Annotated in this window: 18 protein-coding genes; 10 read left to right on the top strand and 8 right to left on the bottom strand. The window is 52.9% G+C overall.

Going from position 1 to position 13,473, the window contains the following annotated elements; genetic code table 11:
- Positions 1–7: 7 nt before the first annotated feature.
- Entirely contained in the window at positions 8–319 is a 312-nt protein-coding gene (gene rplU, locus ACXI0A_RS03895; protein WP_034826596.1) for a 50S ribosomal protein L21, read from the bottom strand.
- A gap of 254 nt (positions 320–573) precedes the next feature.
- On the opposite strand from rplU, the gene ispB reads away from it, so the two are divergent.
- Positions 574–1,545, top strand: coding sequence for an octaprenyl diphosphate synthase (ispB, locus tag ACXI0A_RS03890; RefSeq protein WP_224932312.1), 972 nt, complete (start codon positions 574–576; stop codon positions 1,543–1,545).
- Positions 1,546–1,818: 273 nt separating this feature from the next.
- Positions 1,819–2,109: a helix-turn-helix domain-containing protein gene (locus tag ACXI0A_RS03885; RefSeq protein ID WP_224932311.1), complete on the top strand. Its 291-nt coding sequence runs from the start codon at positions 1,819–1,821 to the stop codon at positions 2,107–2,109.
- Between the two features lie 56 nt (positions 2,110–2,165).
- Here ACXI0A_RS03885 and murA read toward each other — a convergent pair whose 3' ends face one another.
- The 7 genes from murA to mlaF form a co-directional block, all read right to left on the bottom strand.
- On the bottom strand, positions 2,166–3,425 hold the full coding sequence (murA, locus tag ACXI0A_RS03880) for a UDP-N-acetylglucosamine 1-carboxyvinyltransferase (RefSeq protein ID WP_200576303.1): 1,260 nt from the start codon (positions 3,423–3,425) through the stop codon (positions 2,166–2,168).
- 44 nt (positions 3,426–3,469) lie between these two features.
- The gene (ibaG, locus tag ACXI0A_RS03875) at positions 3,470–3,727 is read right to left on the bottom strand and encodes a BolA family iron metabolism protein IbaG (RefSeq protein ID WP_034826599.1); all 258 of its coding nucleotides are present in this window, start codon (positions 3,725–3,727) and stop codon (positions 3,470–3,472) included.
- Positions 3,728–3,841: 114 nt separating this feature from the next.
- Positions 3,842–4,147: a lipid asymmetry maintenance protein MlaB gene (mlaB, locus tag ACXI0A_RS03870; RefSeq protein WP_224932310.1), complete on the bottom strand. Its 306-nt coding sequence runs from the start codon at positions 4,145–4,147 to the stop codon at positions 3,842–3,844.
- A gap of 2 nt (positions 4,148–4,149) precedes the next feature.
- Positions 4,150–4,779 (bottom strand): phospholipid-binding protein MlaC, encoded by a 630-nt coding sequence (gene mlaC / locus ACXI0A_RS03865; RefSeq protein WP_476150281.1) that lies wholly within the window; start codon positions 4,777–4,779, stop codon positions 4,150–4,152.
- A gap of 14 nt (positions 4,780–4,793) precedes the next feature.
- The gene (mlaD, locus tag ACXI0A_RS03860) at positions 4,794–5,336 is read right to left on the bottom strand and encodes an outer membrane lipid asymmetry maintenance protein MlaD (protein ID WP_476150283.1); all 543 of its coding nucleotides are present in this window, start codon (positions 5,334–5,336) and stop codon (positions 4,794–4,796) included.
- A 4-nt stretch (positions 5,337–5,340) separates the two neighbouring features.
- On the bottom strand, positions 5,341–6,123 hold the full coding sequence (gene mlaE / locus ACXI0A_RS03855) for a lipid asymmetry maintenance ABC transporter permease subunit MlaE (RefSeq protein WP_224932307.1): 783 nt from the start codon (positions 6,121–6,123) through the stop codon (positions 5,341–5,343).
- Positions 6,124–6,127: 4 nt separating this feature from the next.
- On the bottom strand, positions 6,128–6,943 hold the full coding sequence (gene mlaF / locus ACXI0A_RS03850; RefSeq protein ID WP_034826608.1) for a phospholipid ABC transporter ATP-binding protein MlaF: 816 nt from the start codon (positions 6,941–6,943) through the stop codon (positions 6,128–6,130).
- A 227-nt stretch (positions 6,944–7,170) separates the two neighbouring features.
- Here mlaF and ACXI0A_RS03845 point away from each other — a divergent pair, with 227 nt between their 5' ends.
- The 8 genes from ACXI0A_RS03845 to hpf are packed head-to-tail and all read left to right on the top strand — an operon-like array spanning position 7,171 to position 13,348.
- Positions 7,171–8,154 (top strand): calcium/sodium antiporter, encoded by a 984-nt coding sequence (locus ACXI0A_RS03845; RefSeq protein WP_224932305.1) that lies wholly within the window; start codon positions 7,171–7,173, stop codon positions 8,152–8,154.
- A gap of 13 nt (positions 8,155–8,167) precedes the next feature.
- Complete coding sequence (gene kdsD, locus ACXI0A_RS03840) at positions 8,168–9,148, top strand: arabinose-5-phosphate isomerase KdsD (protein ID WP_224932304.1); 981 nt, start codon at positions 8,168–8,170, stop codon at positions 9,146–9,148.
- A gap of 13 nt (positions 9,149–9,161) precedes the next feature.
- Positions 9,162–9,728 carry a 3-deoxy-manno-octulosonate-8-phosphatase KdsC gene (kdsC, locus tag ACXI0A_RS03835; protein ID WP_224932303.1) on the top strand — a complete coding sequence of 189 codons (567 nt, stop codon included), beginning with the start codon at positions 9,162–9,164 and terminating at the stop codon, positions 9,726–9,728.
- Positions 9,725–10,303, top strand: a complete 579-nt coding sequence (lptC, locus tag ACXI0A_RS03830) for an LPS export ABC transporter periplasmic protein LptC (protein ID WP_476150286.1) — start codon at positions 9,725–9,727, stop codon at positions 10,301–10,303. The genes kdsC and lptC overlap by 4 nt, the downstream gene beginning before the upstream one ends.
- A complete protein-coding gene (gene lptA, locus ACXI0A_RS03825) occupies positions 10,272–10,826 on the top strand; it encodes a lipopolysaccharide ABC transporter substrate-binding protein LptA (RefSeq protein ID WP_224932301.1) in 555 nt (184 codons plus the stop codon). Before lptC ends, lptA begins: the two co-directional genes overlap by 32 nt.
- 5 nt (positions 10,827–10,831) lie before the next feature.
- Positions 10,832–11,557, top strand: coding sequence for an LPS export ABC transporter ATP-binding protein (lptB, locus tag ACXI0A_RS03820; RefSeq protein ID WP_100704403.1), 726 nt, complete (start codon positions 10,832–10,834; stop codon positions 11,555–11,557).
- Positions 11,558–11,605: 48 nt separating this feature from the next.
- Positions 11,606–13,039, top strand: coding sequence for an RNA polymerase factor sigma-54 (gene rpoN, locus ACXI0A_RS03815; RefSeq protein WP_224932300.1), 1,434 nt, complete (start codon positions 11,606–11,608; stop codon positions 13,037–13,039).
- Positions 13,040–13,060: 21 nt separating this feature from the next.
- Positions 13,061–13,348, top strand: a complete 288-nt coding sequence (gene hpf / locus ACXI0A_RS03810) for a ribosome hibernation promoting factor (RefSeq protein WP_034826627.1) — start codon at positions 13,061–13,063, stop codon at positions 13,346–13,348.
- Positions 13,349–13,473 lie beyond the last annotated feature (125 nt).

Genomic DNA, 13,473 nt, shown 5'->3' with positions numbered 1-13,473 from the left:
TCTCCTCTTACGCGCCGATCACAGTGATTTTCACATCAGTGAACCACTGACGGTGACCAGCTTGCTTACGGTAGTGTTTACGACGACGAAACTTAACAATCTTAACTTTCTCGCCACGACCGTGAGCAACAACTTCTGCCTTGATCACACCGCCTGATACCAGTGGCGCGCCGATTTGCACGTCTTCGCCATTTGCAATCATCAGAACCTGGTCGAACTCAATGGTTTCGCCGGTTGCGATGTCCAGCTTTTCCAAGCGAACGGTCTGACCTTCGCTTACTCGGTGTTGTTTACCACCACTTTGGAAAACCGCGTACATATAAAACTCCGCTTCTGCGCATGCCTTTCTATTCATCAGGCGGCGCGATAAATATTCACAATAGGGCGCGAATTCTACGCAAATCTCCAGCAGAAGACAAGTGCACTTTGCACTCTCTTGCAGAAAAAAAGCGCAGGACGAATGCAAACGTTTCTCAGCCCGATTTTTCAAGTACAATCAGTAACAGATTACCTGAACTCACGCTGGGTAAAAGCGCTTACCATGCAAAATACGAGTCAAAGCTGAACAGACGAATGAACTTAGAACAGATTAATGAATTAACCGCGCAGGACATGGCGGCCGTCAACCAGACCATCCTCGACCAGCTGAATTCAGAGGTCTCACTGATCAATCAGTTGGGTTATTACATCATCAGCGGCGGGGGCAAACGTATCCGGCCAATGATCGCGGTGCTGTCTGCACGCGCACTCAATTATCAAGGATCGCTACATGTCACCAATGCGGCGCTGATCGAATTTATCCATACGGCGACACTGCTGCACGATGATGTGGTGGATGAATCCGATATGCGCCGTGGCAAAGCCACTGCCAATGCCGCGTTCGGTAATGCTGCCAGTGTGCTGGTGGGCGATTTTATCTACACTCGCGCGTTTCAGATGATGACCAGCATGGGATCCTTAAAGATCCTCGCGCTGATGTCGGAAGCGGTGAACGTGATTGCGGAAGGCGAAGTGCTGCAGCTGATGAACTGCAACGATCCCGATATCACTGAAGAAAGCTACATGCGCGTCATCTACAGCAAAACCGCGCGCCTGTTTGAAGCGGCCTCCCAAGCCTCTGCGATTCTGGCTGAAGCCACCCCGGCGCAGGAAAAAGCGATGCAGGATTATGGTCGCTACCTGGGCACCGCTTTCCAGTTAATTGATGATTTGCTGGATTACAGTGCGGATGGCGAAACGCTGGGTAAAAATACCGGTGACGATCTCAGTGAAGGCAAGCCGACGCTGCCGTTGTTGCATGCCATGCATAACGGCACGCCAGAGCAAGCTCAGATGATCCGCAAAGCGATTGAAGAAGGTAACGGTCGCCATCTGCTGGAACCGGTGCTGGACGCCATGCAGCAAACCGGCTCGCTGGAATGGACGCGCAAACGCGCCGAAGAAGAGGCGGATAAAGCCATTGCTGCCCTGCAGGAAATACCCGAATCACCTTGGCGCAGCGCGCTCGAAGCGCTGGCGCACATGTCTGTACAACGCGAGTTCTGATTGCGATAACGGGGCGATTAAGCCCCGTTTACTCTCCTGCATCACCCGTTTTCTCTCCTGCTTCACTTCCCTGCCCTTCTCCTGACTGCCAATTACATTCCTTGCAGCGCTTTTGCGAAAGAGAGCTCAGTTTCACGCGACGCCAAAACAATTACTGGAAGCTTATGGAAACTATTTGCTATAAAGTTTTTTGTTTTTCCTATTATCTCTGTATTGGTTACGCACACGTTGCGGCAGAGATAACGCAATAACATGGACAAGGAGCAGGACGTTATGAAAGCAAGGAAACAGGATTGGCATCCCGCAGATGTGATTGCAGCCCTGCGTAAAAAAGGCACATCAATGGCTGAGTTGTCACGCAATTCGGGGCTGAATTCGTCCACATTATCCAACGCACTTTCCCGCCCCTGGCCCAAAGGAGAGTGGTTGATCGCCAACGCGATCGGCGTTCATCCCGCCGAGATCTGGCCAACTCGCTATTATGATCCTGTCACCGCGCGTTTACTGGATCGCAAAAAACGCATTCGATCGCCGAAGGATCGTCAGGAGATCTCAGATCTTTGACATAAAAAAACCAGCCACGCTGCCGTGACTGGTTTCCATTGAGTGTTATGTCTGCGTTATTCGCCGCTGACGCGCTCGATATTCGCACCCATGGCCTTCAGTTTATCTTCGATGTGCTCGTAGCCACGGTCGATATGATAAATACGATCCACAATGGTGGTGCCTTCCGCGATGCAACCGGCCAACACCAGACTCGCTGAAGCACGCAGGTCGGTCGCCATCACTTGCGCACCTGAGAGCGTCTCAACACCGTGGCAAATCGCGGTGTTACTTTCGATCTCGGCATGGCCGCCCATACGAATCAGCTCAGGAATGTGCATGAAACGGTTTTCAAAGATGGTTTCGGTGATCACGCCCGTGCCTTCCGCCACCATGTTCAACAACGTGAACTGTGCCTGCATGTCGGTTGGGAATCCCGGGTGTGGCGCAGTGCGGATATTCACGGCTTTAGGGCGTTTGCCGTGCATGTCGAGGCTGATCCAGTCTTCACCGGTTTCAATCTCGGCACCCGCATCACGCAGTTTCGCCAACACCGCATCCAGCGTATCCGGCTGAGCCTTATGGCACACCACTTTACCGCGAGAAATCGCAGCAGCGACCAGGAAGGTGCCGGTTTCGATACGATCCGGCAGGACGCGATACACACCGCCACCCAGACGTTCAACGCCTTCGATGGTGATTTTATCTGTACCTGCACCGCTGATTTTTGCGCCCAGCGTGTTGAGGAAGTTTGCCGTGTCGACAATTTCCGGCTCACGCGCGGCGTTTTCAATAATGGTGGTGCCGGTAGCAAGCGTTGCGGCACTCATGATGGTCACGGTCGCGCCAACGCTGACTTTGTCCATGACGATGTGTGCGCCTTTCAGACGGCCATTAACGGAAGCTTTAACGTAGCCTTCTTCCAGTTTAATTTCCGCACCCAACTGCTCAAGGCCGGTGATGTGCAGATCAACCGGACGCGCACCAATGGCGCAGCCGCCAGGCAATGAAACCTGACCCTGACCAAAACGCGCCACCAGCGGACCCAGCGCCCAGATTGAAGCACGCATGGTTTTCACCAGATCATACGGCGCGCTGAAGACGTTAACTTCGCGAGCATCAACGTGAACCGAACCATTACGCTCAACGCGCGCGCCCAGCAAATTCAGCAGCTTCATGGTGGTATCGATATCACGCAGCTTCGGCACGTTCTGAATCTCTACCGGCTCTTCTGCCAGCAGCGCAGCAAACAGAATTGGCAGCGCAGCATTCTTCGCTCCGGAAATGGTCACTTCACCACTTAAACGGGTGGGGCCTTGCACACGAAATTTGTCCATTAACGGCTCTCAATTATCTATCAACAAAACAACCTGTGAGGCGCTTAGAAACCGTTGAGTTTACGGTCGCGCGCCCACTCGGTTGGGGTATAAGTTTTGATGGAAACCGCATGAATACGGTTATCCGCAATGTATTCCATCAGCGGCGCATAGACAGCCTGCTGTTTTTTCACACGGCTCAGCTCACCAAACATCTCACCGACAGCGATCACCTGAAAATGGCTGCCGTCGTTGCTGAGAACATGTACTTCATCTAAGGGTAACGCCTGCATCAGCACGGCCTGAACTTCACTATTTTCCATCGCTCTTTGCTTCACTTAATAATAATAAGGCGGATATCTTAGAGGAAAGCGTCTGACTCTTAAATACGCAAAAGCCCCTGAATAAATCAGGGGCTTTTATCGATCAACACTTAATCAGGCGATTTTTTCCGCAGAAACAATAATCTGCTGCAGGTTATACAGCGTAATTAATGACTGAAGTTTGTCGTTGATACCGGTGAAAACCGGCGTGCTACCTTGTGCCCGCGCAATCTCACGCAGATGAACCAACAATGCCAGACCCGCTGAATCCACGCGATCCAGCGCCCCGACATCAATGGTGGCAACATCCAACATCGCGGTTTCCCGCTCATGCCACAATGCCAGCAATGTGTCTCGATCCAGCATGCCGCTTAAAGATAGCGTGCTGGCATTGCGCTGCCAGCGTAACGGTTCGCTCATTCTTACTGTTTATCCAGAGTGATAGGCTGTGCTGCGTACGTTTTCAACTGCGCGGTCAGACCATCAATGCCTTTGGTACGCAGCAAGTCGCTCCACTCATTTTGTTTGGTGGTGATCATACTGATGCCTTCAGCCACCATGTCATAGGCCTGCCAGTTGCCGGTCTGGCTGTTCTTACGCCACTGGAAATCGAGGCGCACTGGCGGGCGGCCATTTGGATCAACAATGGTTACGCGAATCGCAACAATATTCGAGTCGCCAATCGGCTGCGGCTGCTGAATCTGATAAGTCTGTCCGTGGTAGAGCGCCAGCGCCTGACCATAGGCCTGCGCCAGATAATCACCAAACGCGCTAAAGTAAGCGTCACGCTGTGCCGGAGTGGCCTCACGATAATAGCGGCCCAGCACCAGTGCACCGGCATATTTAATCTGTACATACGGCAGCAGTTCCTGACGCACGACTTCGCGCAGATAATTCGGATCCTGCTTAATTTTTGGTTGCTCGTTTTTCAGGCGGGTAAAGGTTTTTGCCGCCGCTTCGTTCATTTGTTTATAGGGGTCGCTTTGATCCGCGGCGTTAGCGGCCAAAGGTACAATCGCCAGCATGGCAATCATCAGGAAACGTTTAAACATCGTGTTTTACCTCTCTATTCCGTTGTAGCTGGTGCCGCAGGGGCGGTCGCACTCTCCCCACCCTGCTTTTGATTATCGTTTTTATTGTCGCCGCTCTTGTAGAGGAACTGGCCGATCAAATCTTCCAGCACCATCGCCGATTTGGTGTCACGCAGCGTACCGCCATCCTTTAGCATTGATGATCCTAACTCTGGATCGTCGAAGCCTAAATTTAGCGCGAGAAACTGCTCACCGAGCAAGCCTTGCGTGCGGATCGCCAGCGAGCTGGTGTCCGGAATTTTGTCGGTGTACTGATCGCTGATGTCCATGGTGACACGCGGCGAAAGCGTTTTATCATCCAGCGAAATATCTGTTACACGACCAATCACCACACCACCAATTTTTACCGGTGAGCTGACTTTCAGGCCGCCGATATTATCGAAGGTGGCATACAGCTTCCATGTCGGTTCGGTGCCGAGTGACTTGAGATCGGCCACGCGCAGGCTGAGGAATAACAGTGCCAACAGCGCTGCCAGCATGAAGACGCCTACCCAGATTTCGTTTTTCTTGCTTTGCATTGCATCAATTCCCAAACATCAGTGCTGTCAGCACAAAGTCCAAACCGAGTACCGCCAGTGAAGCATGCACTACGGTACGCGTTGTCGCCCGACTAATCCCTTCCGAGGTCGGGATGGCATCATAGCCATTGAACAGCGCAATCCAGGTTACCGTCACGGCAAAGACTGCGCTTTTAATCATGCAATTGATGACATCGGTGCGGAAATCCACGGCATTTTGCATGGCTGACCAGAAGAAGCCCGGATCGATGCCTTTCCAGCTCACGCCCACCAATGCACCGCCAGCAATACCCACTGCCGTAAATATCAACGTGAGCAGCGGCATGCTGATAAAGCCCGCCCAGAAGCGCGGCGACACCACGCGACGCAACGGATCGACCGCCATCATTTCCATGCTGGAAAGCTGTTCAGTGGCTTTCATCAGACCAATTTCTGCCGTCAGCGCTGAACCTGCGCGTCCTGCAAACAACAGTGCAGTGACCACTGGCCCCAGTTCACGCAACAGCGATAATGCCACCAACATGCCAAGACTGGTTTCAGCGCTATAGGTGGTCAACACCAGATAACCCTGCAGGCCGAGCACCATACCGATGAACAAGCCAGAAACCACAATGATCAGCAGCGACAGTACGCCCACGCTGTACAGCTGTTTTATCAGCAGTGGCGCGTGTCGGCGAAAGGCGGGTTTACCCACCAGCGCATGAAACAGCATCAAACCTGCACGGCCAAACGCCGCACAGGTATTAATTCCCTGACGTCCAAGTGACGCCAGCGCCTTTAGCAACATCAGTTTACGTTCTCCCTGCACGAGTCAGATCGCTGAGGTAATCCCCGGCAGCGAAGCGGAACGGCACCGGGCCGTCCGCATGACCCTCAATAAACTGGCGCACGCGCGGATCGGGATTTTCCCGCAACTCCGGCGCACTGCCCTGAGCAATAATCTTTTGACCGGCAACAATATAGGCATGGTCAGCAATGCTCAAGACCTCTGGCACATCGTGTGAAACCACAATACAGGTCACGCCTAACGAGTGATTCAGTTCGTCGATCAATTTCACCAGCACGCCCATGGTAATCGGATCCTGGCCGACAAACGGCTCATCGAACATGATCAGATCTGGTTCCAGCGCAATAGCGCGCGCCAGCGCAGCACGCCGCGCCATGCCGCCTGAGAGTTCGGCCGGCATCAGTTTGGCTGCACCGCGCAGACCCACCGCTTCCAGCTTCATCATCACCGTGCTGTGCAGTAACTCTGGCGGTAATTGCGTGTGCTCACGCAGCGGCCAGGCGACGTTATCAAAGACGTTGAGATCGGTAAAAAGTGCACCCGACTGGAACAACATGCTCATTTTTTTTCGCACTTCATACAATTTAGTGCGAGAAAGCGCCGGAATATTCTGGTCACGGAACCAGATTTCACCTTTATCCGGCTGCAACTGTCCACCAATCAGGCGCAACAGCGTGGTTTTCCCAATCCCGGATGGTCCCATAATAGCGGTCACTTTACCCGCTGGCACGGTAAGCGAAATGTCATCAAAGATGACGCGATCTCCGCGAGTGAAGCTGACGCCACGAACCTCAACCAGATTCGTTTTTTGCTGGATCATCGTTACCTCTTTATGCGGATCGGGCGTAATCAAAGTCGTGGATGGTAGCCTGGTAGGCCATAATGCACGATAGTTTTACAGAAACTTACCCGTCAGGTGTGGCGAAAACGGCCTTAAAATTTACTTTTGCCTCTCAGACAGTCAAAATCAGCGCCTGTTTCCGCGCGCGCAATGTTTTTACCTGTCGGACAAGGTTCGCCGACACACCTATCCATCAAGGATTTTTCATGTTCGTAGCCACTGCCCTGCTGTTTATCGGATTGATTTTACTGGTTTACGGTGCTGACCGTCTGGTTTTCAGTGCCGCGATCCTGTGTCGATCCTTTGGCATTCCTCCACTGATCATCGGCATGACAGTGGTCAGCATAGGCACATCGTTACCCGAACTGATCGTTTCTTTCTCTGCCGCACAGCATGGGCAAATGGATTTAGCCGTCGGCACCGCGCTTGGCTCAAACATCACCAATATTCTGCTTATTCTTGGCGGTGCCGCACTATTGCACCCATTAACGGTACACTCCAATCTGATTCGGCGCGAACTCCCCCTGATGCTGCTGGTCTCACTGCTGAGCGGCATCATGCTGTTTGATAATCACCTTAGTCGACTTGATGGCATCGCGCTGCTGCTGATTGCCCTCGGCTACCTGCTGATCGTCATCCGCATCGCCCGTCGTGCGGAGCGGGATAACAACGACACGTTAACGCGCGAACAACTGGCTGAACTACCACGCGATGAAACAGGTAACACCGTGGCCTTTTTGTGGCTGGCGGTGGCGCTGATTATTCTGCCGATGTCGACGCGAATGGTGATCGATAACGCCACCGTGTTTGCCGACTATTTTGGTGTCAGCGAGTTGGTGATGGGCCTGACGTTAATTGCCGTCGGCACCAGCTTGCCAGAACTGGCTACCGTAGTGGCGGGAGCATTGAAAGGTGAAGACGATATCGCTATCGGTAACCTGATTGGCGCTAATATCTTTAACCTGGCCATTGTGCTGGGTCTGCCCGCGCTGGTGCACCCCGGCAGCATTGATGCACACGCTTTCGCACGAGATTACTGGGTGATGCTGGGTGTCAGCGTGCTGTTCGCCCTACTCTGTTTGTTACGCAAACGCCGGATTGGCCGTGTAGCCGGCACTCTTTTGTTAACGGGATTTATCGCGTGGGTTCTGTGGCTGTGGCTCAGCCCTTCGCTCATCACAAGTTATTAAGGACGGACTGACCATGTCACATCAGCAACCGGATTTTGATTATCAACAGGCAGGTAAAGCGGTACTGCGCATCGAACGCGAAGGGCTGGAGCAGCTCGATCAGTATATTAATGCCGACTTTAGCCGCGCCTGCGAAATGATCATTGCCTGCCGTGGAAAAGTGGTCGTGATGGGCATGGGAAAATCCGGTCATATTGGGGCAAAAATGGCGGCGACTTTCGCCAGTACCGGGACTTCTTCATTCTTTGTCCATCCCGGCGAAGCCAGCCATGGTGACCTCGGTATGGTGACGCCTAACGACGTGGTGATCGCCATCTCTAATAGCGGCGAATCGAACGAAATCCTGGCGTTGGTGCCGGTTCTTAAGCGACAGAAAGTGCCGTTAATTTGCCTCACCAGCCGTCCGGAGAGTGCCATGGGGCGTGCCGCTGATGTGCATATATGTGTGAAGGTGCCGCAGGAAGCGTGCCCGCTCGGTCTGGCTCCGACCTCCAGCACCACCGCCACGCTGGTAATGGGCGATGCGCTGGCTGTCGCCCTGCTGGAAGCGCGCGGCTTTACTCAGGAAGACTTCGCACTCTCTCATCCCGGTGGCGCACTGGGCCGCAAGCTGTTGCTGCACGTCAGCGATATTATGCACAGTGGTGATGAAATCCCGCACGTCAGTCGCGATGCGTCGCTGCGCGATGCGCTACTGGAAATTACGCGCAAAAACCTCGGCCTGACGGTAATTGTTGATGACCTGATGAAAATCGAAGGCATCTTCACCGATGGTGACTTACGCCGCATCTTCGATATGGGTATCGATTTCCAGTCAGCCAGCATTCAGGATGTGATGACGCGCGGCGGAATTCGCGTGCGCCCAAACATGCTGGCCGTCGACGCACTGAATCTGATGCAAAACAAAAACATCACTGCGGTGCTGGTCGCCGATGACGATCGTCTGCTCGGTGTGGTACATATGCATGACATGCTGCGCGCTGGCGTAGTTTGAACAGGAACTAATAATGAGTGTTGAAACCTCAATGATCGATACCTGCTATGGCCCGGTCAGTGCCGATGTAATGGCGCGGGCGGCACAGATTCGCCTGCTAATTTGCGACGTCGACGGTGTGATGTCTGACGGCGTGATTTACATGGGCAACAATGGCGAAGAACTGAAAGCCTTTAACGTCCGCGATGGTTATGGCATTCGCTGCCTACTCACCTCTGATATCGAAGTGGCTATCATTACCGGCCGTAAAGCCAAGCTGCTGGAAGATCGTTGCCAGACGCTCGGTATTACGCATCTTTACCAGGGACAATCAGATAAGCTTTTGGCGTGGCGTGAACTCCTGGATAAACTGTCATTATCTGCCGAGCAAGTTGCTTATATTGGCGACGATCTGATCGATTGGCCGGTCATGGCGCAAGCAGGCTTGAGTGTGGCCGTTGCCGATGCGCATCCGGTATTACTGCCGCGCGCGCACTATGTGACTCGTATTGCCGGTGGTCGTGGTGCGGTGCGTGAACTCTGCGATCTGATTTTAATGGCGCAGAACAAATTTGAGGATGCCAAAGGGCAATCAGTATGAGTAAGAGCAGGCGTTGGATAACGCTGATTCTGGCCTTGATCGCAGTAGTGCTGATCGGCTGGAATCTCACCAACCAGGATGACAACAAAACGCCGGTGGCGACCAATTCCCAGGAACCAACCTACACCAGCGAAAAATCCCATTCTGTGGTGTACAACCCCACGGGCGCGCTGGCGTACAAGTTGATCTCGGATAAAGTGACTTACTTTGAGGCAGATGAGGTGAGTTGGTTCGATAATCCGGTTGCGACCACGTATGATGAAAACAAAGTGCCCACCTGGACAATACGCGCCGATAAGGCAAAGCTGACCAAAGATCGTATGCTGTATCTTTATGGTCACGTTGAAGTGAATACCCTGACTCAGGACTCTCAACTTGAGCGCATTATTACCGATACTGCTCAGGTTAATCTGGTCACCCAGGATGTGACATCTGACGATCAGGTCACCCTATTTGGCCGCAGTTTTAATTCCACTGGCATGAAGATGCGCGGCAATTTACGAACCAAAAATGCCCAGCTTCTTGAAAAGGTCAAAACTTCTTATGAAATCCAAAATGAAAAAAAACAGCCTTAAGTTGTTGCTGGTGAGCACCTTACTGGCGACCAGCCTGCCCGCACTGGCGCTTACGGGAGATTCTGACAAACCCGTAAACATTGACTCGGTGAATCAGGCGTTGGATCTGCAAGGCAACGTGGCGACCTTTACCGGTAATGTCATCGTGACTCAGGGTTCAATCAAAATCACCGCTGACAAAGTGGTGGTCACACGTCCGGGTGGCGACAGCAAAAAAACCATCGTCGATGCCTACGGCGCTCCCGCCACTTTCTATCAGATGCAGGATAACGGCAAACCCGTGCAGGGCCACGCCTCGAAACTGCATTACGAGCTGGCGAACGATTTCGTTGAACTGACAGGCAATGCCTTCATTCAGCAGCTGGACAGCAACATCAAAGGCGATCGCATCACTTACCTGGTGAAAGAGCAGAAAATGCAGGCGTTTAGCCAGGGCGAAAGCAAGCGCGTCACCACCGTGTTGGTGCCGTCGCAGTTGCAGGACAAAAACGGCTCGTCCACGAGCCCTAAAAAGAGTAACTGATCGCTATGGCCACATTAGTCGCTGAAAACCTGGCGAAAGCCTATAAAGGCCGCCGCGTGGTGGAAGATGTCAGCCTGCAGGTAAAATCTGGCGAGATTGTCGGCCTGCTGGGTCCAAACGGTGCCGGCAAGACCACCACGTTTTACATGGTTGTCGGGATTGTGCCGCGCGATGCAGGCCGCATCGTAATTGATGATGAAGACATCAGTATTCTGCCGCTGCACGCGCGAGCGCGCCGTGGAATTGGCTATCTGCCGCAGGAAGCGTCGATCTTCCGCCGCCTGAGCGTGTTCGACAATCTGATGGCGGTGTTGCAAATCCGCGATGATTTGACGGAAGAGCAGCGTCAGGATCGTGCCAATGAGTTGATGGAAGAGTTCCACATTGAGCATCTGCGTGACAGCATGGGCCAGGCACTTTCCGGTGGTGAGCGCCGTCGTGTTGAAATCGCCCGCGCCCTTGCAGCAAACCCTAAGTTTATCCTGCTGGATGAACCTTTTGCCGGTGTTGACCCGATCTCAGTGATCGATATCAAAAAGATCATCGAACACCTGCGCGACAGCGGTCTTGGCGTGCTGATCACCGATCACAACGTGCGCGAAACGCTTGCGGTATGCGAACGTGCTTACATCGTGAGCCAGGGACATCTGATCGCGCATGGTACGCCTGAGGAAATTCTTGCAGATGAGCAGGTTAAGCGGGTTTATTTGGGCGAAGAGTTCAGACTCTGATAAGGTGTCGTTATCCACGACATTTGCTTAGGAAATTCAAGCAGAATTATGAAGCAAGGTTTGCAACTCAGGCTCAGCCAACAGCTGGCGATGACCCCACAGTTGCAGCAGGCCATTCGTCTGCTGCAACTCTCTACGCTTGAACTCCAGCAAGAACTGCAACTGGCGCTGGAAAGCAATCCGCTGCTTGAACAAACCGATCTGCACGAAGAAATCGACGCACGTGAACAACAGGAAAGTGACTCTTTAGATACACGGGAAGCACTCGAACAAAAAGATATGCCGGAAGAGCTTCCGCTGGACGCCACCTGGGATGAAATCTACACCGCGGGCACGCCTTCAGGCACCGGTACTGATTACCAGGATGATGAACTGCCGGTCTATCAGGGCGAAACCACTCAGTCGCTGCAGGATTACCTGATGTGGCAAGTGGAACTCACCCCTTTCACCGATACCGACCGCGCGATCGCCACTTCGATTGTCGATGCCATTGACGACACGGGATATCTCACCGTTTCCGTGCAGGATATCTGCGACAGCATCGGTGATGAAGAGTTGACGCTGGAAGAGGTGGAAGCGGTGCTGAAGCGTGTTCAGCGCTTTGATCCCGTGGGTGTCGGCGCACGTGACTTGCGTGATTGCCTGCTGGTGCAGCTTTCACAATACGCCGCTGATGCACCAATGCTGACGGAAGCGCGTTTGATCGTCAGTGAACATCTGGATCTGCTGGCCAACCACGATTTCCGTAGCCTGATGCGTGTCACTCGTTTAAAGGAAGACGTGCTGAAAGAAGCGATGCTGCTGATTCAGTCACTCGATCCCCGCCCTGGCCAATCGATCAATACCAGTGAACCTGAGTATGTGATTCCTGATGTGCTGGTGCGTCAAACCAGTAAGCGCTGGACCGTTGAACTGAATTCAGACAGCTTGCCTCGCCTGAAAATCAATCAACAATATGCCGCAATGGGCGGTTCCGCGCGTAATGACAGCGACAGCCAATTCATTCGCAGTAATTTGCAGGAAGCCAAATGGCTGATTAAAAGCCTCGAGAGCCGCAACGACACACTGCTCAAAGTGACGCGTTGTATTGTCGAGCAGCAGCAGGCGTTCTTCGAACAGGGCGAGGAGTACATGCGGCCGATGGTACTGGCGGATATCGCTCAGGCCGTGGACATGCATGAATCCACCATTTCCCGCGTGACCACGCAAAAGTATCTTCACAGCCCGCGTGGCATCTTTGAATTAAAATATTTTTTCTCCAGCCATGTGAATACCGAAGGCGGTGGTGAAGCCTCTTCCACGGCGATCCGTGCCCTGGTGAAGAAATTGATCTCCGCGGAAAACCCCGCAAAACCCTTGAGCGACAGCAAACTCACCTCCATGTTATCCGATCAGGGCATCATGGTGGCGCGACGTACGGTTGCTAAATATCGCGAGTCTTTATCGATACCGCCATCAAACCAGCGCAAGCAGCTAGTTTGACCGAACGAAGAAGGAAGACCTATGCAACTAAACCTGACCGGACTTAATGTTGAAATCACTGAACCGCTGCGCGAATTTGTAAATAGCAAGTTTGCCAAACTGGAACACTACTTTGATCGTATCAATCAGGTTTATATTGTTCTGAAAGTGGAGAAGGTGACGCAGATTGCAGAGGCAACACTGCACGTCAACGGCGGAGAGCTGCACGCCACAGGGGAAGCGGAAGACATGTACGCGGCCATCGACGGGTTAATTGACAAGCTTTCCCGTCAGCTGACCAAACACAAAGACAAACTGAAAAAACACTAACCTTCATGCTTGCAGAGTGCTGACCGGTTCGGCACTCAGAGCGCAAATGGGGCGGGTTAACCGCCCCGTTTTGTCATCTGCGCAAGCGCCAACGGGAGACTCGCCATCGTAGTATGAATGGCGTT

Source organism: Pantoea sp. C1E2 (assembly GCF_056491465.1).
Note: the sequence above shows the minus strand (reverse complement) of the source record. Positions and strands in the feature narration are given on the sequence as shown.

What these genes read in the sequence shown, in the direction of transcription:
- rplU (WP_034826596.1), bottom strand. Translation starts at nt 319, where the DNA reads ATGTACGCGGTTTTCCAAAGTGGTGGTAAACAACACCGAGTAAGCGAA.
- ispB (WP_224932312.1), top strand. Translation starts at nt 574, where the DNA reads ATGAACTTAGAACAGATTAATGAATTAACCGCGCAGGACATGGCGGCC.
- ACXI0A_RS03885 (WP_224932311.1), top strand. Translation starts at nt 1,819, where the DNA reads ATGAAAGCAAGGAAACAGGATTGGCATCCCGCAGATGTGATTGCAGCC.
- murA (WP_200576303.1), bottom strand. Translation starts at nt 3,425, where the DNA reads ATGGACAAATTTCGTGTGCAAGGCCCCACCCGTTTAAGTGGTGAAGTG.
- ibaG (WP_034826599.1), bottom strand. Translation starts at nt 3,727, where the DNA reads ATGGAAAATAGTGAAGTTCAGGCCGTGCTGATGCAGGCGTTACCCTTA.
- mlaB (WP_224932310.1), bottom strand. Translation starts at nt 4,147, where the DNA reads ATGAGCGAACCGTTACGCTGGCAGCGCAATGCCAGCACGCTATCTTTA.
- mlaC (WP_476150281.1), bottom strand. Translation starts at nt 4,779, where the DNA reads ATGTTTAAACGTTTCCTGATGATTGCCATGCTGGCGATTGTACCTTTG.
- mlaD (WP_476150283.1), bottom strand. Translation starts at nt 5,336, where the DNA reads ATGCAAAGCAAGAAAAACGAAATCTGGGTAGGCGTCTTCATGCTGGCA.
- mlaE (WP_224932307.1), bottom strand. Translation starts at nt 6,123, where the DNA reads ATGTTGCTAAAGGCGCTGGCGTCACTTGGACGTCAGGGAATTAATACC.
- mlaF (WP_034826608.1), bottom strand. Translation starts at nt 6,943, where the DNA reads ATGATCCAGCAAAAAACGAATCTGGTTGAGGTTCGTGGCGTCAGCTTC.
- ACXI0A_RS03845 (WP_224932305.1), top strand. Translation starts at nt 7,171, where the DNA reads ATGTTCGTAGCCACTGCCCTGCTGTTTATCGGATTGATTTTACTGGTT.
- kdsD (WP_224932304.1), top strand. Translation starts at nt 8,168, where the DNA reads ATGTCACATCAGCAACCGGATTTTGATTATCAACAGGCAGGTAAAGCG.
- kdsC (WP_224932303.1), top strand. Translation starts at nt 9,162, where the DNA reads ATGAGTGTTGAAACCTCAATGATCGATACCTGCTATGGCCCGGTCAGT.
- lptC (WP_476150286.1), top strand. Translation starts at nt 9,725, where the DNA reads ATGAGTAAGAGCAGGCGTTGGATAACGCTGATTCTGGCCTTGATCGCA.
- lptA (WP_224932301.1), top strand. Translation starts at nt 10,272, where the DNA reads ATGAAATCCAAAATGAAAAAAAACAGCCTTAAGTTGTTGCTGGTGAGC.
- lptB (WP_100704403.1), top strand. Translation starts at nt 10,832, where the DNA reads ATGGCCACATTAGTCGCTGAAAACCTGGCGAAAGCCTATAAAGGCCGC.
- rpoN (WP_224932300.1), top strand. Translation starts at nt 11,606, where the DNA reads ATGAAGCAAGGTTTGCAACTCAGGCTCAGCCAACAGCTGGCGATGACC.
- hpf (WP_034826627.1), top strand. Translation starts at nt 13,061, where the DNA reads ATGCAACTAAACCTGACCGGACTTAATGTTGAAATCACTGAACCGCTG.